The organism is Halopseudomonas nanhaiensis (genome assembly GCF_020025155.1).
GTDB lineage: Bacteria > Pseudomonadota > Gammaproteobacteria > Pseudomonadales > Pseudomonadaceae > Halopseudomonas > Halopseudomonas nanhaiensis.
This window is the reverse complement of sequence record NZ_CP073751.1, coordinates 1,950,829-1,971,347: the sequence shown is the minus strand read 5'-3', so window position 1 is coordinate 1,971,347 and position 20,519 is coordinate 1,950,829. Positions and strand designations below refer to the sequence as shown.

The window sequence follows — 20,519 nt, the reverse complement described above, 5'->3', positions numbered from 1 at the left end:
CGAGTGGCTGGTTTATTTTGGCCTGTTGCAAAGTCAACCCTATTGAGAATCCATGCAGAATCATTCGTTCCCGATCAGCTACATCGAGCCCGTTTTCCGTCCCCCGAGCGAAGCCCATTCGCTGATCCTGCCGGTTACCAACGGATGCTCGTGGAACAAATGTACGTTCTGCGAGATGTACACGGCGCCGCAGAAGAAATTCCGCGCGCGCGATGAAGCAGAGGTACTGGAGGAGATCCGGCGCTGTGGTGAACGCTTGATCGTTCAGCGCGTGTTCCTCGCCGATGGCGATGCGATGATCCTGCCGACCCACCGTCTGCTGAGGATTCTCGAAGCGATCCGCGAATACATGCCGACCGTCGAGCGCGTGACCTCCTACTGTCTGCCGCGCAATCTCAAGCGCAAGTCGGTCGAGGAGTTGCGCGAACTGCGTGATGCAGGCCTTGCCATGCTGTACGTCGGTGCCGAGTCAGGGGACGACGAAGTGCTGCGCAGGGTCAACAAGGGCGAGACCTACGCGTCGACGGAAGACGCGCTGCTCAAGGCTGGCGAGGCTGGCCTGAAGCGCTCGGTGATGATTCTCAACGGCCTCGGCGGCGCGGCGTTGAGCCATCAGCATGCAGACAATTCGGCAAGGCTGATGAACGCCACTCAACCCGAGTTTCTCTCTACACTCGTGGTCAGCTTTCCGCAGGGCATGCAGCGCTACCGCGAGCAGTTCCCGGACTTCGAGCCGCTTGATCAGCAAGGATTGTTCAGCGAGATCAAACGGCTGCTGTCTGCCCTAGAGCTGACAGGAACCGTATTCCGAAGCGATCACGCATCGAACTACCTGGTGCTCAAGGGTGTACTCGGTGCAGATAAAGCGCGCATGCTGTCTCAGGTACGCGCTGCCATAGAGAGCCCGGATACGGCGCGTCTGCGTCCGGAATGGATGCGTGCCCTATGATTATCCCGGAGTAACCGATATGCGCTGGATGTTCCTGCTGGTATCTGTCCTTATCCTTGCCGGCTGCATGAAGCCATCTGACATGCATAAGGAAGCGCGTTACTACCTGGGCGACAGCGGACTGATGAATCACTACGAGATTCATCGCAGTGCCAGCCGCAAGCTGCAGAGCGACTCTCAGTTCTACATCGCCCAGGGGCATTTCGTCCCGGTGGGCCATCCCTACGCACGACCCAACGTGGTCGCCGAGGAGGCCTTCGCTGCCGCAGTGAAGGTCTTTCCGCGGGTGCGCCGCGCAGAGCAGCCGCTTGGACTGGAAGAAGCGCTTACCGCCGCGCGCCTGCAGCGGGCGCATTATCTTCTCTACAGCCGTTTCGCCAGCGCTCGGGAAGGCGTAAGCACCGCAGAGCAGTGGGAATCAAGTGAAGGTTGGGGAGATGTGGGTATCGATCGCGCCGTTTTGCAGCTCATCCTGATGGAAACTTCGACCGAGCATGTTGTCGACTTTGTAACCATCGAGACGCGAGGCGGCTTCATGCAGTTCTACAAGGCCAACGCCGAGGACCTGCTGCGTCCGCCGCTCGAAGACTACACCCAACGCCTGCTTGGTCGCTGAGGAGATATCGAATGGCGGAAGACAAACGCAATCCCGAGTCGCTGCTTGGCGACGTACCTAACAGTGACGAGATGGTCAAGCGCCGGGCGCCTGCTCCGGTGCACTTGTGGGACCCGCCGGTCAGCGGCGAAATGGATATGCGCATCGCGCGGGACGGCACCTGGTATCACGAGGACGGGCCCATAACCCGACTCGCCCTGGCGCAGTTGTTCTCCGGCATCCTGCGGCTTGATGATGACGGACGCTACTATCTGGTGACACCGGTTGAGCGCTGGGGGATTCAGGTCGATGACGCGCCCTTCGTCGCCGTGGCGCTCGAGCGCCACGGCGAGGGCCGAGATCAGGTGTTGAGCTTTACGACCAACCTCGACGACCGTGTCGATGCCGGGCCGAACAATCCCATCCGCGTCAGGGTCGAGTCTGACTCCGATGAGCCGTCTCCCTATGTACTGGTGCGCAGCAACCTGGAGGCGCTCATCAACCGCAGCGTTTTTTACGAGCTGGCGGATCTCGCCGAGGAACATGAGGTCGACGGCCGCACCGCGCTTGGCGTGTGGAGTAACGGTGCCTTCTTTCCAATTGATGGTTCCAGCGCAGCCAGCTGAGCCCGCTCGATCTTCCATCCCCGCCACACATCTGCTGATCCTTCCGCGGCCTGGCATCGGTGCCAGGCACTGCGCGGCTTCGCGCCAAGTCAAGATTCCCTGGTCGCAAAATAGTGATTTTTTCGAGTTGATCTTTACCATATGTAGGTCTAGGATTCGTCGAAATGCACAACAAGTAGTGTTTCTTGCCTAAAAAGGCCCGCCGCTCGGTAAACCCCTGAGCAGGCGGGCTTTTACGGTGTAGTCGAGCGTCTCAGGAGAAAAAGATGAGCCAAACAGCCAAGGTGCAGCGTCTGCATAACGTGGTGACCAGCATCCCGATGCAGCCTGCTTCGGAAGACATCTGGGATACCAAGTATCGCCTCAAGACCAAGGACGGGGTCGCAATCGACAAGAGTGTCGATGAGAGTTACCAGCGTGTTGCCCGTGCCCTGGCTGATGTGGAATTACCCGAACTGCGCGAAGAGTGGTACGAAAAATTCCTGTGGGCATTGCGCCACGGCGCCATCCCGGCCGGTCGCATCACCTCCAACGCCGGCGCGCTGGAACACAAGCCCGCTACCTCGACGATCAACTGCACCGTCTCGGCCACGATTGGCGATTCGATGGACGACATTCTGTCCAAGCTGCACGAAGCCGGTCTGACGCTCAAGGCCGGTTGCGGTATCGGTTACGAGTTCTCCACGCTGCGTCCCAAGGGTGCCTATGTGTCAGGTGCCGGCGCCTATACCTCCGGCCCGCTGTCGTTCATGGATATCTACGACAAGATGTGCTTTACCGTATCGTCAGCCGGTGGCCGTCGCGGCGCCCAGATGGCGACCTTCGATGTGGGCCATCCGGACGTGGCCGATTTCATTCGCGCCAAGCGCGAGGGCGGTCGTCTGCGTCAGTTCAACCTGTCGCTGCTGATCACCGAAGACTTCATGAAAGCGGTCGAATCCGATTCGGACTGGAAGCTGTCGTTCCCGCTGACTCCGGCGGAAGCCGAAGCCGACAAGGTCAATCTCGATGATCCGGAACAGGTGATCTGGCGCGAGTGGCCGAACACCGAGCGGTATGTAAGCCGCGCCGATGGTCAGGTTGCGTGCCGTGTATTCAAGACGCTGAAGGCTCGTCGGATCTGGGACATGATCATGACCAGCACCTATGACTTCGCTGAGCCGGGTTTCATCCTGATCGATCGCGTCAACCAGATGAACAACAACTGGTTCTGCGAAGAGATTCGTGCAACCAACCCCTGCGGGGAGCAGCCGCTGCCGCCTTATGGCGCCTGCCTGCTGGGTTCGATCAACCTGACGCTGTTCGTGCGTGATCCGTTCACCGACAAGGCGCGGTTCGATTGGGACGAGTACCGCAAGGTGGTCGACATCTTCACCCGCATGCTGGACAACGTGGTCGAGATCAACGGCCTGCCGCTGGAGCAGCAGCGCAACGAAATCTTCCGCAAGCGCCGCCATGGCATGGGCTTCCTCGGCCTGGGTTCGACCATGACCATGCTGTGCATGAAGTACGGTGACGAGCGCTCGCTGGAGTTCACCGAGCAGGTCTCCAAGGAAATGGCGGTCCAGGGCTGGCGCACATCGCTGGCGCTGAGCGAAGAGAAGGGTGCCGCACCGATCATGGACGAAGAGTTCGACGTGACCGAGGCGATGCTGGCCAAGCGTCCGGAGATGCGCAAGGACGGCTTCAAGGTCGGCCAGAAGGTCAAGGGTAAGGTGCTGTGGGCCAAATACAGCCGTTACATGCAGCAGGTCGCCGCTGAGGACAAGGCGCTGGTCGAGGCGTTGGCCGAAAAGGGCTCGCGCTTCACGCACCATAGCTCGATCGCACCGACCGGCACCATTTCGCTGTCGCTGGCCAACAACGCCTCCAACGGTATCGAGCCGAGCTTTGCGCATCACTATTTCCGTAACGTGATCCGCGAAGGCAAGAAGTCGAAGGAAAAGGTCGACGTGTTCAGTTTCGAGCTGCTCGCGTACCGTCATTTCGTCAATGCCGAGGCGCTGCCGAGCATGGAAGCGGGTACCCGTAACCTGCCGGACTATTTCATCGCGGCCGATGATGTGAAGCCGACCGAGCACGTGGACGTCCAGGCCGCGGCGCAGAAGTGGATCGACTCGTCGATCTCCAAGACCGCCAACGTCCCGACCGACTACCCGTACGAGGACTTCAAGGACATCTACATGTACGCCTATCACAAGGGGCTGAAGGGTTGCACCACCTTCCGCTTCAACCCCGAGGCGTTCCAGGGCGTACTGGTCAAGGAGCAGGACCTGGCCAACACCACCTACCGCTTCAAGCTCGAGGACGGCACGTTCATCGAAGCCAAGGGCGGCGACGAGATCGAGTACGACGGCGAGCTGCACAGCGCCGCCAACCTGTATGACGCCTTGAAAGAAGGCTACTACGGCAAGTTCTAAGCGAGCGGCGGACTCCGGTCCGCCCCACCTAACGAATTGAGCGAGGCCCCGCTGGAGCGGGGTGAGGGAAGAAACATGGTTCTGAAAATCAGCAGCAAGATCGTCGACTACGCCGTGGTCAAGCCGGACGAGCCCAAGGTCGAAGTGGCCGCAGCGCCGGCCGCACCCAAACTTGAGGAAATGCACGAGAAGCTCAAGCGTCCCGAGTTCCTGGAAGGCTCCACCTACAAGATCAAGACGCCAAACTCCGAACACGCGATCTACGTCACCATCAATGACGTGGTGCTCAACCACGGCAGCGATCACGAGACTCGCCGGCCCTTCGAGATCTTCATCAACTCGAAGAACATGGAGCACTACCAGTGGATTTCCGCGCTGACACTGATTATCTCAGCCGTGTTCCGCAAGGGAGGTGACTGCACTTTCCTGGTCGAAGAGCTGCGCAGTGTGTTCGATCCCAAGGGCGGCTACATGAAGCGTGGTGGTCGCTGGATGCCCTCGCTGGTCGCGGAAATTGGCGACGTGCTCGAGCAGCATCTCAAGCGCATCGGCATGATGAGCAGCGAGATGGACGAGCACCAACGCGCTTACCTTGAGCAGAAGCGCGCCGAGTTCGTCAGCATGAATCCGCAAAGCCAGGCCGCGGCCGACTGCGACGACAGCACCGAGACGTATCCACCGGGTGCCCAGATGTGTGGCAAATGCCATACCCAGGCGGCGGTGCTGATGGACGGCTGCATGACCTGCCTGAGCTGCGGCGAGAGCAAGTGCGGCTGAGCTAGCAACGTCCGCTCGACAAAGGCCCTTCGGGGCCTTTGTCGTTTCTGAAATACACCTGTTTTCCCCATGCCCCCCATCAGGGGGGGTGAAAGCATCGCCCCGTGCCGCCTAGGATCAAGACTGAGCCTGCTCCGAGTCGAACCGGCTGCTGCGATCATTTCATGTACCAGGGGAAGTACATATGAGAACAACAAAAAACACCGTCCTCGCGTCTGCCCTTGCAACGCTGCTTGGCATGAGCGGCGCAGTGTCTCCTGTAGTAGCAGGCGCCGGCGCGGTGGGCGAGTCCGCATTGCGCGAGACCAGCGACGACGGTGATGAATGGCTGAGTTACGGACGCACGCTTGCCGAACAGCGCTTCAGCCCGCTCGAACAGATCAACGAGACCACCGTGTCGAACCTGGGCCTGGCCTGGTCCATTGACCTGGACAACAGCCGTGGTCTGGAGGCAACGCCGCTCTATCACGACGGCGTGCTGTACACCTCGTTGTCCTGGAGCCGGGTGATGGCGGTGGACGCCGAGTCCGGCAGGATTCTCTGGAGCTTCGATCCCGAAGTCGACCGTAGCAAGGGGCGTCATGCCTGCTGCGACGCGGTCAATCGGGGGGTCGCACTGTGGGGCAACAAGGTGTACGTCGGCACGCTCGACGGCCGGCTGATTGCGCTCGATGCCGAGAACGGCAAAGCTGTGTGGTCGCAGCAGACCACCGACAACAGCAAGCCTTACACCATCACTGCAGCGCCGCGTATCGTCAAAGGCATGGTGATGATCGGCAACGGTGGTGCTGATCTCGGCGTACGCGGCTACTTTTCAGCCTACGATGCGGAAACCGGCGAGATGCGCTGGCGCTTCTATACCGTGCCGGCCGATCCGTCTCAGCCTGTCGAGCACCCCGAACTGGCAGAGGCGGCTAAGACCTGGAGTGAGAAAACCGATTGGTCGCTGGGGGGAGGCGGCACGGCATGGGATGCCATGGCATATGATCCGCAGCTGGACCTCATGTACGTCGGTACCGGCAATGGATCGCCGTGGAATCGCGAAATCCGCAGCCCGGGCGGCGGCGATAATCTGTTTCTGTCATCCATTCTGGCAATTCGGCCGGATACGGGCCGGCTTGCCTGGCACTACCAGGTCAACCCGGGCGATACCTGGGATTTCACTGCAACTCAGCAGATCACCCTGGCGGAGCTGGAAATAGACGGCAAGCCGCGCAAGGTTCTGATGCAGGCACCGAAGAACGGCTTCTTCTACGTGCTGGATCGCCAGACCGGCGAGCTTATCTCGGCCGAGAAATTCGGCAAAGTAACCTGGGCCGAGCGCATCGACATGCAGACCGGTCGGCCTGTGGAAGTCCCGGGTGCACGGTATGAGATGGAAGCGGTGACCATGTGGCCGAGCCCCTTCGGTGCCCATAACTGGCATCCGATGTCCTACAGTCCGCTTACCGGGCTGGTGTACATCCCGTATCAGGAAGTGCCCGGTATATACAGCAACGAGGGCAAGAGCTTCGTTGCCAAGCATGGGTTCAACACCGGCTCTGGGTCTTCGGAAATCACCGAGCTGCCACGTGACTTCACATCCGGGGCGCTGGTCGCCTGGGATCCGGTCAGGCAAAAGGCCGCATGGCGGGTTGAATACCCGCACCACTGGAACGGCGGTACGCTGGCCACGGCCGGGAATCTCGTTTTTCAGGGCACCGCAGCCGGGCACTTCAAGGCGTTCTCCGCCGATGCCGGGAAGGAGCTTTGGTCTTTCGATGCGCAGACCGGCGTAATCGCCGGCCCCATGACCTATCGCCATGACGGTGAACAGTACGTTGCGCTGATGGCCGGCTGGGGCGGCTCGGCGGCACTCTTTGGTGGCGATGCCGTGGTGGCAACCGGCGTCCGCAACGTCAGCCGGATGCTGGTGTTCAAGCTCGACGGCACGGCCTCGCTACCCACGCTGGGCGCGCCTCCGCAGAGTGATCGTACACCGCAGCCGGTGGTGGTCGCAGACAAGGAGCTGAAGGCTGGCTCGGATCTCTACGCCGCATACTGTGCCGTCTGTCACGGTACCGGGGTGGTCGGCGGCGGTGTGTTGCCGGACCTTCGATATTCGTCCGATGCGGTGCGCCAGGCCTGGAACGCCATTGTGCTGGACGGTGCCTACCGCTCGAAGGGCATGGCCGCTTTCGGCGACAGCCTCAGTGAAGAACAGGCACAACAGATCCTCGATTATGTCCGTCAACGCGAATACCAGACCTGGACCGAGGCGATGAAGACCAAGGCAGATCAGGACTGATCCATAGCGTGGAGTATTTACTCTAAATCAGCGCGTTTTATGATGGGTGGAGCAGGACCGCCAACTGCTTCCCTCGTCATCGTTCACTGCTATGCTGGGGCAAGTGCCGTTTTCACGGGCACGTCAGAACAACAAGAGGCTGGTCAATTATCAGCCCGCTCAGCATGGAAAGACTCAATGAGCATGAGAACAGGCGTACTGACTCCCGATCGTCCTCTCCGGGCCGAATCTCGTGAAATCTCCCCGCCACTGCTGAAGACCAAATTGTTCGCACCACGGCGCGGGCGCGGCATCCTTCCCCGGCCCCGACTGGAGGCACTTCACACCCGCATTGCCGACAGTCGCCTCACGGTGCTCGAGAGCCCGGCAGGATACGGCAAGACGACCCTCGCTACGATCTGGGCGGACGACCTGGGAGCAAAGGGGCACGCGGTCGGCTGGCTGTCGCTGGACGATGATGACCGGGATGTCCGGCAGATCCAGCGTTACCTGTTCGCGGCCATAGCGCAGGCATACGATCCTGCAGCGGTGATGGATGCGCATGATGAGCCGTCCGAATCGATGACTGCCCTGATCAACAGTCTGAGTCAGGCGTCCAGGCCATTGGTGTTGTTCGTCGACGACTGCCATAGGGTGTCTGCGGACCTGCTGGTCGGCGCCCTGGGTCGATTGCTGCAGCGTGCGCCAGTCACCACTCATCTTGTGCTCTGCTCGCGAAGCCCCATTCCGACGGCGCTCAAGCAAGCCCTGTATCTCGACGACCTCATTCAACTAGGAACCGATGAGCTGAAGTTCGACCTGGAGGAAACACGGGATCTGCTGCGCAAGACGTCAGCCGATCCCGGGCTGGACCTGGCTGAGCTGCAACGTTGCAGCGAAGGGTGGGTGGCAGGTTTGCGAGCCTGCCTGCACGCGCCCGGTACGTCCGGCTCGCTGCATGGCGCGAGCTTGGGATGCATCCGTCACGTGTTCGAGGAAGCGCTGCAGGGCCTGCCGGCCGGCCAGCGACGCGCGATCATGCCCCTGGGTCTGCTTGACCGGTTCAACGATGCGATGCTTCGGGCCGTACTGGGTGAGCACGCCGCGCACGGGTTGATCGATGCCATGATCGACCAGTCGCTCTTCATTCAGCCGCTGGACGAAAGTCGTGCCTGGTACGGTTTGCATCCGATGTTTCGCGAGTACCTGAAGTCGCGCTATCTACGCCGCAACGGTGAAGACGCCGGTCGCTTCCTGCTGGCGGCAGCCCAATGGTGTGCCGGTCACGAGCGCTGGCTGGACGCGATACGTCTGGGCATGGAAGGCGGCCACATGGACGCTGTGCGGGTCTGGATCGAAGGATGTGCAATGGAACTGCTCGAGCAGGGTGATTTCGCTACCCTCGTTGCGCTTGAAAAACGCTGGCATACCCATGCATCCGGCGCGCCACTGGCACTGAAGATCGCGCGCGGGTGGGCCCTGGGCGTGGCGCTGGAGCCCGAAGCGGCACGTGCAATGATCGCCGAAATCACGCTCGATGCCGCGGCGCAGGGCGATCAGGCTGCATGGGTGGAGGGCGAGGTGAGGGCGCTTGAGGCCATGCTCGCCGGACTCGCCGATCAGAACCATGTCTCCGGGCCGCTTGCAGAGCGCTGCTACCAGTCAGTCAATCTTCGTCCCTGGGTCCGCAACGTGCTGCTGAATCTCATCAGCTGCAGCCATTTTCATGCCGGTCGCTGGGATGCGTTCTATACGGTTCCGCCCACGCTGTGCGGGCCCGGCATGCCGGCAGGAATGCTGTTCCACGATTGCTACCGTCAGTCACTGCACGCACTGGCGCTCTTGTTACAGGGTCGGCTCGCTGAAGGGATCGTCGATCTCAACGACTTCCTGCAGCGTGTGTCCGGCCGTTTCGCCAATATGCCGGATCGCCCCAACCCTTCCTTCCTCGGCTTGCCGCAGGCGGTCATTGCGCAATCGCAGTATCTGCTTGGTAACCGGGCGGCGGCGCAGGCCTGTCTGGCGCAGGGCACCGATCTGGTCGACATAGCCGGATTTCTCGATTGCACGGCCGCCGCCTATTGCACCAGCGCCCGGCTTGCCTGGCATCAGGGCCAGCACCAGAGAGCCCGGCGTCTGCTCGAGCAGCTCGAGGGGCTTGCCAACGTACACAACTGGGACAGGCTCCGAGCGCGGGTACTGATGGAACGTACCCGGCTGAATCTGCTGGACGGCAAGCTGCGCGAGGCGACCGCCTGCACCAACGGACTGGCAGAGTTGGCCGCGGCCCACGGCAACGCGCAGACCTGGGATTACACGGTCTATGCAACACTCGCAGCCCTGTGGTTGGCGCTGCATCGCAACGAAGCGGATGACATGCTCGAGGAACGGGCGTGCCTGCTGGCCACGCAGCTTGAAGAGCGCGAGCTGCGTCTGTGGCATGCCGAAATCTGCGTTGCGCTCGGCTTGCTGCAAAGCGTGATGGGGGCAGGGCATGGACACTCGGCGCTGCTCGAGCGGGGGTTGGCCGGCGTGGAGAGCAGCGGCGCGCTCGCTATAGTCTTCGACTGCCCATTGGGCGCCACAGTGGTGCGCTGCGAGGAGCGCGTTGCACCGGGATCATGGGAGCGCATTCAGCTCATTCGGAGCGAGGCGGGCGTGGGTACCGCGCAGGATCAGCGTCAGGCAGCGGCAGTTCTGGATCTGACGGTGAAGGAGCGACAGGTCATGCAGCTGGTCGCTGAAGGCAAATCGAACAAGCAGATTGCGCGCGATCTGAACGTGGCTCCGGAGACCATCAAGTCGCACATGAAGAGCATCTTCGCCAAGTTGAAAGTGGACAATCGCGCACAAGCTGCGGTCATGCTGCGTCAGGCCGGGTAAAAAGGCGCTTCCCCGGCAGTCACGGAGAAGCGCAAGGCTCAGCTTGGAGGAGCGGTTCGGTGCTCCCCGGCGCGGCCAGGGAGCACGAGGTCAGCGGATACCGGATGCGCGTAGCGCATTGGGCGTGTAGTCGGCAGAGGAAGCCTTGAACGACAGATCGTAGTTCTTGCGCTCTTCATTGGTCATGCCGAGCGCCACATAGCGCCCATTCTGCAGGTCGTATAGCGTTTCGATCGCATAGCCGGGCACCTCGACCTCGAATCGGTGCTGGGCGATGGCTTCAGCGACGCGCCACAGGCCGCCACGGCCGTCGTAATGGTCGATGGCCGCGGCCTGCCAGTTATCCTCGTTGATGAAAAAGTGACGCTTGGCATACACGTGGCGCTGGCCGTCGCGCAGGTTGGCTTCGACTTCCCACACGCGGTGCAACTCGTACCGCACCAGATCCTGGTTGATATGGCCCGCCTGGATGATGTCGTCGTATTTGACGTCCCGCGAGGCGATCTTGTAGTTGTTGTAGGGGATGTACATTTCCCGCTTGCCAACCAGTTTCCAGTCGTAGCGATCCGGCGCGCCATTGTAGAGGTCGTAGTTGTCCGCTGTACGGGTGCCATCCGCGCCAAACGCCGGACCGTCGTAGGCGACCTGCGGGGCGCGGCGTACCCGGCGTTGACCGGCGTTGTAAATCCAGGCCAGACGCGGTTCCTTCACCTGGTTGATATTCTCGTGCACCAGCAGCACGTCCCCGGCCAGACGCGACGGTGACAGTACCCGCTGGGTGAAGTAGAACATCAGGTTGTCGGAAATCTTCGGGCCATAGTCGGTCAGCGCTGTTGCGAAGGTGAACTGGTCCTGGAAAATCACCATGGTATTGGAGCCGTTCGCCTGCGGCGTCGCCTGGGCGATGGTGCGCTGCAGGCTGCCGCCACGGTAGCGAGTGATATGGTTCCAGACCGCCTCGACACCGTTCTGCGGAATGGGGAAAGGGTAGGCGCTGTCGAAATTCTCGAGCCCGTTTCCGCCTTCGACCAGCTGCGTATTGACTGCATTGCGCGCAACCGCTTCTTCGATCTCTTTGGGCACCTTGTTGGTCCGCCGGGTCTGGTAGACGTGCATCCGGTAGGTTTCCGGATATCGGGTGAACATCGCCATGTGACCCGGGCTGAGCTTGTCCTTGTACTGCTCGACATTCGCTGCAGTGATGGTGAAAAGGATCTTGTCGTCGGGGAACGGCTCCGAGTAAAAGCCATCCTTGTCTACAGCTGCAGCGTCGGTCGGCATGCCGCCGGTCCACTCCGGAATGGTGCCGTCTGCATTGCCGGCGCGCTCTGCACCAAGCGGGGTGAGCTCGTTGCCCAGTCTGGCGGCTTCGTCCGGCGATACCGCGGCCTGGACGCCGGCGGACAGGGCGGTGAGGGTAAGGAGTGCGAGCGTGCGGCGGCTTGTCTTTGCGAATGATGTCATTGTTGTTCTCCGTCCTTCAGAAATTCACACCGACGCTGACCGCCACGAAGTCGCGATCGGTCAGGGTATTGAAGTCGCCGCCGAAGTAGTTCGTGTAGCTCAGGCTGGCGTTGTATTTGTTGTTGTAAAGCGCATTGAGGCCAACACTGGCGGCTTTGGCGCCTTCGTTGAAGTTGGGGCCGAAGCCTTCCACATCGTGCGAGAAGGCCAGGCTCGGGGTCAGCGCGACGCCGGCATAGCCGCTGTAGTCCAGCGCGGCAACCAGTCGATAGCCCCAGGAGTGCTGTGTATAGAAGCCTTCGTCCGAGCAGTATTGCGGCTGTGCGGTGTTGACCACGAACTCGCAGAGCCCGGGTACTGCCAGCTCACCGGAACCGAATATAGAATCGCGCCCGAAGCGAAGCGGGTCGGGGCCGCTCTTCAAACCGCCGATGTGGTTGTAGCCTACTTCACCAACCAGCGAGAGCCGGTCGGCACCGAGCACGTTGTCCATGAAGTGGATGGCCGTTACCTGGGCCTGGGTGACCGGCATGCGCTTGTAGCCACGGATGTCGTAACCGGCGGGGGCGGGCACGCCAGGCACCAGCCCCGGGTAATGGCCGCTGAGGTTGACCGGCGTGAACGGATTCGCTCCGCCGCCCAGCGCTGCTGCCACGGTATCGTTGGTGCTGATCTGCAGCGGCTGGTTGGGTCGGTAGCTCAGCTCACCGGACACGGACATGCCGCCAAGGTTGGTCTGGAAGCTCACGCCATAGAGGCGTATATCCTCCGGATAATCGATGTAGTAGCCGGCATCGAGCGGGACCTCCACCACATCCAGGCGTGCGTTGGGCGTCGCGCCCGTCGGCGCACCCGTCCCGGCAATGTTGCTGTAGATCGGCGAGCGGCTGTGGAAATTCATCGCGTACAGACCGAGCTCGGTATCGTTCAACGACGGCACGAACCAGCGAAACGCCGCACCGAACTGGCCACTGTCAGTCGGCTCCCGGTTCTCCAGGCGCGGTACGTACACCATCGGTCCGCCGCTGAGCTGGGTACCGTCTACCACCGTATAGTTGCAGCCCTTGGCGACCGCATCGGTAAATGAGAAGAAGGTGCCGCAGTTGTCGAGCACCAGAGGGTCCCACTCGAGCTGATAGAACAGCTCCATGCCCAGGTTCTCGGTCAAACTCTGGGACAGGTACAGCATGTTGACCGGGATCAGGCCTTCCTTGATTTCGGCACCGGGACGGCGAAAAGCCGCAACATCCACCGGATTGATGCTGTTGACGCTGTTCTGAATGAATGTGCTTTCGCCCCAGCTCACCACCTGGCGACCTACGCGGACCGAGCCGGGCATGCTGCCGATCGCATAGTTGTGGTAGATGAACGCATCCAGCAGCTCAGCACCGGAAGCCTTGGCCAGATCGCGCCGGCCGCTGTCGTCGATGTCGTAGAGATCCTGACTGCCGTCCTTCATCTCGAAGTCGTACCAGTACTTGCCGCGGACGAAGACGCCCGTGTCACCGTATTGGAGGGACAGGTCGTGGGTACCCTTGAAAATGGTGGAGATCACGTCGCCCTTTTCATAGTTCAGGCGCCCGTCGTCCGAGTTGGCCGCATTGGCACGGCCGCCATTGTTTATCCAGATGAGATCGGCATCGCGCGCCTGCGTACTCCAGGCAGAACCGACGGAAAGCTGTGAATCGAACTGGCCTTGCACCTCGCCAATATCGAAGCGTACCGCGTGAGCCGGCGTTGCTGCAGCCATGGCGACCGCTACGGTCAAGGACGTCAGGCCCCAGATCCATTTTCTTGTAGTTATTCTGCTCATGATTCCCTCGCGTCGGGCTTGTTCTTATTGGAACCCGGGGTGATGTCGCAAGCCGTCTGCAACGGCCTTTTCATGCCCCACTCGACACTATGCTGGCCGGTTGCCGGCCTGAACCCCCCTTATGGGGGGGATTGCCGGAGCGAGGAGGTTGCAACGTGGTGCATCAGGCGGATAATGCGGGTCCTTGCCAAGGAGATCTGCATGCCGTTTTCAGACATTCAACTGCTCATGGGCGTGATTGCGCTCGCGTCCCTGGTCGGCTGGGGCGCGACAGCCGCGCTGCTGCTGCGCCGGCAGAATCAGCGCCAGGCCGAACTCGAAGCAGCCATCGCCCAGCTGGAAGAGCAGCGAGAGCGGGGGCATCGTCTCGAGGTCGAGGGCCATCAGCATCAGGCCCGGCACGGCACGCTGGAAGCACGGCTGGAGCACGTGCAGGAGACGCTCGATGCGTTACGTGCCCAGCACAAGGAAATCTGTGAACGTCTGACCGAAGCCGAGCGCCTGAGTCACGACTGGCAGGTGCAGGCCGAGCGGGCGCAAACCATGAGCCGGGAACAGTTGCGGCAGATGGAGGAGCTGCGCGGCGAGCGGGAGTCGCTCACGGCTCGGCTGGTCGAGCTGCAGACTGTTCACGAACAGTTGAACGTCGAGCATTCGACCCTGCGTAACAGCCTGGAACATCGGCAACAGCATTTCACCGAACAGCAGCAGCTGCTCAAGGAAAGTCGCGAGCAGTTGAAGATGGAGTTCGAGCAACTCGCCGGTCGTATCTTCGAGGCCAAGGGGCAGGCGTTCTCGCAGCACAGCCAACAGTCACTTGATGCGCTGCTCAAGCCGTTTCGCGAACAGATCGACCAGTTCCGCACCAAGGTCGAAGACATTCATCACAAGGACACCCAGCAGCAGGCCGCGCTGGCGCAGGAGCTGATGCACCTCAAGGAGCTGAACAGGCAGATCACCCAGGAAGCGCACGATCTGAGTACGGCCCTGCGCGGGCAGAAGAAAACCCAGGGCAACTGGGGCGAGCTGATTCTCGAAAACGTGCTCGAGCGGTCAGGCTTGCGGGCCGGGGAAGACTTCAAGCGGGAGGTCAGCTTCACCAATGCCGAGGGCCAGCGGCAGCGCCCCGATGTGTTGGTGTACCTGCCGCAGGGCAAGCACCTGATCATCGATGCCAAGGTGTCGCTGAATGCGTACACCCGCTATATCAATGCCGAAGACGATGCCGAGCGCAATATTGCGCTGGCCGAGCATGTCCAAGCCATCGGGCAGCGTATACGCGAGCTGTCGGACCGCAATTACTTCGAGCTGCCGGGGTTGAATGCGCCGGAAATGGTGTTCATGTTCATCCCCATCGAATCGGCGTTTGTCGAAGCGCTGAAAGCCGATGAAAAGCTGTTTCAGAAGGCCATCGAACAGAACGTGCTGGTGGCCACTCCGACGACGCTGCTCACCAGCCTGAATATCGTTCGCCAACTGTGGCGATTCGAGGACCAGAACCGGCATACCGCCGAGCTGGCCGACCGCGCAGCCAAGGTTCACGACAAGTTGCGCACCTTCCTCGGGAGTATGGACAAGATCGGCAAGAATCTGGAGTCGGCGACCGAGGCCTATCAAAAAGCCTGCGATCAGCTCGTTAATGGTCGCGGAAATCTGGTGAAGCAGGTCAACGATTTCAAGGAGTTGGGCGTGTCTGTTAAAGCAGAACTTGGCGATCAGTGGACTGACCGCGCTGGCCTCGAGCTTGGTTATCATGCCGCTGAAGGACCAGGCGAGTCCGCGCCGCAGCCGGAGGATGATCCGCGCTGAGCCTGCGTTGCAGTATCGCTGGTGTGGCCGCAGCAACTTTGGCAGAATCCGCCGCTGTCATTACCACCCCGGGAGAAAACCAGTTGGATAGACTGGCTGAAATTCAGGCATTGCTCCGCCGCAGCCTGCTCATTGACGATAGCGTTGCGCTGGATGCGGAAACCGAGCTTCTCGGCGGGCTGCCCGAGTTCGATTCGATGGCCGTGGTTGCGATTCTCGAAGACATCGAGAAGCAATTTGGTGTGTTGATCCCCGATGACGAAATCGAAGGGGAAGCGTTCGCCACCGTTGGCTCGCTTCATGACTTCGTTGTTGCCCGCCTGCGGTAACGCATTACTGGTATGCCGCCTCGTTTTGGTGCGCCTTGATTAGGGCGCACCAAATCAGGTCAGCCTGATGACCTCTCCTGATCCGTCACGCCTCGCCATCGCTGGCATCGTCATTCAGTGGCACGTCTATTGCTCAGTCCGCTTAATCGCAGACGGGGCAGGGCGACATGAGCGCAGCGTGGTATCTGGAGCAACTCGATAGTGCAGTAAGCTGGCAGGCGGGGCTGCATGTCAGCGTCGTTCGTCGCGCGGATCGCACCGTAATCGATCGTCTTGCCTATCGTGGCCCGCTTCGTGTGCAGCGACCCTTGCATCCAGAGGGTTCCGGTTGCCCTCATCTCTATATCCTTCATCCGCCTGGCGGACTGGTCAGCGGCGACACGCTGCGCCTGAACACCGACGTCGGTACCGATGCCTCGGTTCTGCTGACAACTCCGTCCTCTGGTAAATGCTACCGCGCCCGTGACAACGGAACGCTGCAGCAGCAGCTCAATCGGTTCAGCGTCGCTGCCGGCGGGTCGCTGGAATATCTCCCGCAGGACACCATCGCCTTTGAAGGATGCGACGCCCGCTTGACTACCCGGGTTGACCTGGAGGGTGACGCGCGGCTGTGCCTGTGGGATCTGCTCTGCCTGGGCCGCCCGGCCGCGGGTGAAGGGTTCTCTGCAGGCCGGGTCGATCAGCATCTGGACATCTGGCGCGACGGGCGCCCGCTATACATCGAGCGCAACCGCTTCGATGGCGGCGACGCCCTGCTCACTGCGCGCTGGGGCCTGGGTGGTTGTGGTGTGAGTGGTACCTGGCTGGCCACCGTCATGCTGGAGCGCAACGAGCTGGATGCGCTGCGTGACGATCTTGCAGGGGTGCCGCAGGTGGCTCTTACGCAGCGCCACGGGTTGTTGGTCGGCCGGTATCAGGGGCATAGCGGCGAGCACGCTCGAATGACTTTCATGCGGTTGTGGCAACGGCTACGCCCGCGCATAAACGGCCGCCCCCCCTGCGCGCCGCGAATCTGGAACACCTGAACGGAGTGTAACCATGGAGCTTTCGCCCCGTGAGAAAGACAAGCTGATGTTGTTCACCGCCGCGCTGGTTGCCGAACGCCGCCTCGCTCGTGGGGTGACGCTGAATTATCCGGAAGCCATGGCGTATATCAGTGCGGCGATCATGGAAGGTGCGCGAGACGGACGTAGCGTTGCGGAGATGATGAGCTTCGGTCGCACCTTGCTGACCCGGGAGCAGGTCATGTCCGGCGTTCCGGAGCTGCTCGCCGAGGTGCAGGTGGAAGCGACCTTTCCCGACGGTACCAAGCTGGTCACCGTCCACAATCCGATTGCATGAGGCTCGGCCGATGATCCCTGGAGAGATACAGACCCTCGAAGGTTCGCTGACCCTCAACGAGGGCCGCGAGACACTGCGCCTCAGCGTAGCCAATACAGGAGACCGCCCCATACAGGTCGGCTCGCACTATCACTTCGCAGAAACCAATGCTGCGCTGCGCTTCGATCGCGACGCCGCGCGAGGATTTCGATTGAACATCGCTGCCGGAACCGCGGTGCGCTTCGAGCCCGGCCAGAGTCGGGATGTCGAGCTGGTGGCGCTGGGCGGTGAGCGAAAGGTGTACGGCTTCCGCGGCCAGGTGATGGGCGGGCTGTAACGCCCGATGACGATTTCGTGTCGGGCGGCATGGCCGCTCGGCACCAGGAGGTGCTATGGATATCAGCAGGCAGGCGTACGCAGAAATGTACGGGCCGACCACCGGGGATCGGGTTCGCCTTGGTGACACCGATCTGTGGATCAGCGTGGAGACAGACTACACGCGCTACGGGGAAGAGGTGAAGTTCGGTGGCGGCAAGGTGATCCGCGACGGCATGGGCCAGAGTCAGCGCGGCCGGGCGGACACCCCGGATACCGTGATCACCAATGCGCTGATCCTCGACTGGTGGGGCGTGGTCAAGGCAGACGTCGCGATCAAGGACGGCCTGATCCAGCATCTGGGCAAGGCAGGCAACCCGGACATTCAGCCCGGGGTAGACATCATCATCGGGCCTGGCACCGAAGTCATAGCCGGCGAGAGCATGATTCTCACGGCTGGCGGCATTGATGCGCACATCCATTTCATCTGTCCGCAGCAAGTCGAAGAAGCGCTGATGTCGGGGGTCACGACCATGCTTGGCGGCGGCACTGGTCCGGCGACGGGTACCAACGCCACGACCTGTACCCCGGGCGCGTGGCACATTGCGCGCATGCTCGAAGCCGCCGAATCGCTGCCGATGAATCTGGGCTTTCTGGGCAAGGGCAATGCCAGCCTGCCGGATGCACTGGAAGAGCAGATCGAAGCAGGTGCGATGGGCCTGAAACTGCATGAGGACTGGGGCACGACGCCTGCAGCCATCGACTGCTGCCTGAGCGTGGCCGACGCCTATGACGTGCAGGTCGCCATTCACACCGATACCCTGAACGAATCGGGCTTCGTGGAGGACACGCTGGCAGCGATCAAGGGGCGGGTGATCCATACCTACCACACCGAAGGGGCCGGTGGCGGCCATGCTCCGGACATCATCAAGGCCTGCGGCGAGCCCAATGTGCTGCCATCTTCCACCAACCCGACCCGACCTTATACGATCAACACCGTGGATGAGCATCTCGACATGCTCATGGTCTGCCATCATCTGGACCCCTCGATCGCCGAGGATGTCGCCTTCGCAGATTCGCGCATTCGCCGCGAAACCATTGCCGCCGAGGACATCCTGCATGATCTGGGCGCCTTCTGCATGATCTCCTCCGACTCGCAGGCGATGGGCCGGGTAGGCGAAGTCATTACCCGCACCTGGCAGACAGCGCACAAGATGAAGGTGCAGCGCGGAGCGTTACCCGAGGACAACGACTGGGCAGACAACTTCCGTGCCCGTCGCTATGTGGCCAAGTACACCATCAACCCGGCGGTGACCATGGGCGTCGGTCACATCGTCGGCTCGGTCGAGCCCGGCAAGCTGGCCGATCTGGTGCTATGGAAACCGGCGTTCTTCGGCGCAAAGCCAAGTCTGATCCTCAAGGGCGGGGCGATAGCAGCCGCGCCGATGGGGGACCCCAACGCGTCGATTCCCACTCCTCAGCCGGTGCACTACCGGCAGATGTTCGGCGCGCTTGGCAAGGCGATGAATCACACCTGTCTGACCTTCGTTTCCCAGGCGGCACTGGATGCAGGAATCGGCGATCGCCTTGGTCTGTCGAGACGTCTGGTGGCAGTGCGCAACACGCGCACCCTCAGCAAGGCCGACATGAAGCTCAACGACTATATGCCGCAGATCAGCGTCGACCCGCAGACTTATGTGGTCGAGGCCGATGGGGTCGCGTTGCTGTGCGATCCGGCAGACGTTCTGCCGCTGGCGCAGCGTTACCATCTATTCTGAGGAGGCCCCATGCTCGAATGTCACCAATGGCTTGACGGCCCGGGACCGGCGCATCATGAACTGGAACTGACCTATGAGCTGCGCACCCGTAGCCGGCTGCGCACGCGCACCCGCAGCGGTGTGGAGGTGGGCCTGTTCCTGCCGCGCGGACGCGTTCTGCAACAGGGCGATCGGCTGCTGGCAGACGACGATACGGTCGTCATTATTCATGCCGAGCCCGAGCCGCTATCGCGGGTACTCTGCGACGACACCCTGTTGCTGGCACGGGCGGCATACCATCTCGGCAATCGTCATGTTGCGCTCGAGGTACAGCCGGGTCAGCTGCGCTATCAGCGTGATCATGTCCTTGACGGGATGCTCAAGGGTCTGGGGCTCGATGTGGAGGATATCGTCGCGCCGTTCAACCCTGAACCCGGTGCTTACCACGGGCATACCCATAGCGTGGCGACCCCTGCAGCGCCCTTGCTGCGCCTGAACGGGCATCTTCATGCCGGTCGCTGAATCACCGGATGACGCATTGCTGCGGGTGCTGCAGCTGGCCAGTCCGGCGCTGCCGATCGGCGGGTATGCGTATTCGCAGGGGCTGGAGTATGTCATCGAGCAGGGGTGGGTGAGCGATCTGAATACCGCGGTGCACTGGCTGGACGGCCTCGCTTCCCGAGGCCTGGCCCGATTGGATATTCCGATTCTCCTGCGGCAGTACGCAGCCCTGGAACAGGGCGACATGCAAGCCGTCGCGACCTGGAACGACTGGCTGCTTGCCAGCCGGGAGACCGCTGAACTCTACCTCGAGGACAGTCAACAGGGCGGCGCGCTGTTGCGCCTGCTGTGTTCCCTTGAGCAGCCCGCTGCGCTTGACTGGCCGAGGGGTGAGCCTATCGCGCTGGTGACTGCATTCGCCATGGCCGGCTGGCATTGGCAGACGGGCAGCCGCCAGCTCGCCCTTGGGGCACTGTGGAGCTGGCTGGAGAACCAGACCGGCGCTGCAACCAAGTTGATCCCGCTCGGACAGACCGATGCCCAGCGCCTGCTCGATCGCCTGCTGCCTCGTCTGCCGGGCGCAGTGGACATCGCTGCGCGCCTCGACGACCACGAATTGGGTGCAGGGTTGCCGGGGCTGGCCTTTGCCAGCGCCCGACACGAGCATCAGTACACACGACTGTTTCGATCATAAG

At 61.6% G+C, this 20,519-nt stretch carries 17 protein-coding genes; 15 read left to right on the top strand and 2 right to left on the bottom strand.

Translation table 11 applies throughout. From position 1 onward, the window contains the following. Positions 1-52 precede the first annotated feature (52 nt). From KEM63_RS08870 to KEM63_RS08840, 7 genes are all read left to right on the top strand, one after another. Positions 53-949 (top strand): radical SAM protein, encoded by an 897-nt coding sequence (locus KEM63_RS08870; protein WP_223650816.1) that lies wholly within the window; start codon positions 53-55, stop codon positions 947-949. Between the two features lie 19 nt (positions 950-968). Continuing rightward, on the top strand, positions 969-1,565 hold the full coding sequence (locus KEM63_RS08865) for a DUF4823 domain-containing protein (protein WP_223650814.1): 597 nt from the start codon (positions 969-971) through the stop codon (positions 1,563-1,565). Between the two features lie 11 nt (positions 1,566-1,576). Beyond that, on the top strand, positions 1,577-2,170 hold the full coding sequence (locus KEM63_RS08860; RefSeq protein WP_423747779.1) for a DUF1285 domain-containing protein: 594 nt from the start codon (positions 1,577-1,579) through the stop codon (positions 2,168-2,170). 266 nt (positions 2,171-2,436) lie between these two features. After that, positions 2,437-4,590: an adenosylcobalamin-dependent ribonucleoside-diphosphate reductase gene (locus tag KEM63_RS08855; protein WP_223650812.1), complete on the top strand. Its 2,154-nt coding sequence runs from the start codon at positions 2,437-2,439 to the stop codon at positions 4,588-4,590. A 75-nt stretch (positions 4,591-4,665) separates the two neighbouring features. After that, a complete protein-coding gene (locus KEM63_RS08850; protein WP_223650811.1) occupies positions 4,666-5,367 on the top strand; it encodes a TSCPD domain-containing protein in 702 nt (233 codons plus the stop codon). Between the two features lie 184 nt (positions 5,368-5,551). Beyond that, positions 5,552-7,654 carry a PQQ-dependent dehydrogenase, methanol/ethanol family gene (locus KEM63_RS08845; protein ID WP_223650809.1) on the top strand — a complete coding sequence of 701 codons (2,103 nt, stop codon included), beginning with the start codon at positions 5,552-5,554 and terminating at the stop codon, positions 7,652-7,654. Between the two features lie 177 nt (positions 7,655-7,831). Beyond that, positions 7,832-10,516 carry a LuxR C-terminal-related transcriptional regulator gene (locus tag KEM63_RS08840; protein WP_223650808.1) on the top strand — a complete coding sequence of 895 codons (2,685 nt, stop codon included), beginning with the start codon at positions 7,832-7,834 and terminating at the stop codon, positions 10,514-10,516. 90 nt (positions 10,517-10,606) lie between these two features. Here the strand turns inward: KEM63_RS08840 and KEM63_RS08835 are convergent, their stop codons facing one another. Together KEM63_RS08835 and KEM63_RS08830 are read right to left on the bottom strand one after the other, a co-directional pair. Next, entirely contained in the window at positions 10,607-11,980 is a 1,374-nt protein-coding gene (locus KEM63_RS08835; protein WP_223650806.1) for a DUF1329 domain-containing protein, read from the bottom strand. A gap of 16 nt (positions 11,981-11,996) precedes the next feature. Continuing rightward, a complete protein-coding gene (locus KEM63_RS08830) occupies positions 11,997-13,793 on the bottom strand; it encodes a DUF1302 domain-containing protein (protein ID WP_223650804.1) in 1,797 nt (598 codons plus the stop codon). Between the two features lie 201 nt (positions 13,794-13,994). Between KEM63_RS08830 and KEM63_RS08825 the strand changes: the two genes are divergently transcribed. The 8 genes from KEM63_RS08825 to KEM63_RS08790 all read left to right on the top strand — a co-directional run bounded on the left by KEM63_RS08825 (position 13,995) and on the right by KEM63_RS08790 (position 20,518). Beyond that, entirely contained in the window at positions 13,995-15,602 is a 1,608-nt protein-coding gene (locus tag KEM63_RS08825) for a DNA recombination protein RmuC (protein WP_223650802.1), read from the top strand. Positions 15,603-15,685: 83 nt separating this feature from the next. Next, positions 15,686-15,931 (top strand): phosphopantetheine-binding protein, encoded by a 246-nt coding sequence (locus KEM63_RS08820; protein ID WP_223650800.1) that lies wholly within the window; start codon positions 15,686-15,688, stop codon positions 15,929-15,931. 167 nt (positions 15,932-16,098) lie between these two features. Next, positions 16,099-16,956, top strand: coding sequence for an urease accessory protein UreD (locus tag KEM63_RS08815; RefSeq protein WP_223650798.1), 858 nt, complete (start codon positions 16,099-16,101; stop codon positions 16,954-16,956). 13 nt (positions 16,957-16,969) lie between these two features. Further along, a complete protein-coding gene (ureA, locus tag KEM63_RS08810) occupies positions 16,970-17,272 on the top strand; it encodes an urease subunit gamma (protein WP_223650796.1) in 303 nt (100 codons plus the stop codon). Between the two features lie 10 nt (positions 17,273-17,282). After that, a complete protein-coding gene (locus KEM63_RS08805) occupies positions 17,283-17,588 on the top strand; it encodes an urease subunit beta (protein ID WP_223650794.1) in 306 nt (101 codons plus the stop codon). A gap of 55 nt (positions 17,589-17,643) precedes the next feature. Continuing rightward, positions 17,644-19,344: an urease subunit alpha gene (ureC, locus tag KEM63_RS08800; RefSeq protein WP_223650792.1), complete on the top strand. Its 1,701-nt coding sequence runs from the start codon at positions 17,644-17,646 to the stop codon at positions 19,342-19,344. A 9-nt stretch (positions 19,345-19,353) separates the two neighbouring features. Further along, positions 19,354-19,845, top strand: a complete 492-nt coding sequence (gene ureE, locus KEM63_RS08795) for an urease accessory protein UreE (protein WP_223650790.1) — start codon at positions 19,354-19,356, stop codon at positions 19,843-19,845. Next, positions 19,832-20,518 carry an urease accessory protein UreF gene (locus KEM63_RS08790; RefSeq protein ID WP_223650788.1) on the top strand — a complete coding sequence of 229 codons (687 nt, stop codon included), beginning with the start codon at positions 19,832-19,834 and terminating at the stop codon, positions 20,516-20,518. The genes ureE and KEM63_RS08790 overlap by 14 nt, the downstream gene beginning before the upstream one ends. The last annotated feature ends 1 nt before the right edge of the window (position 20,519 follow it).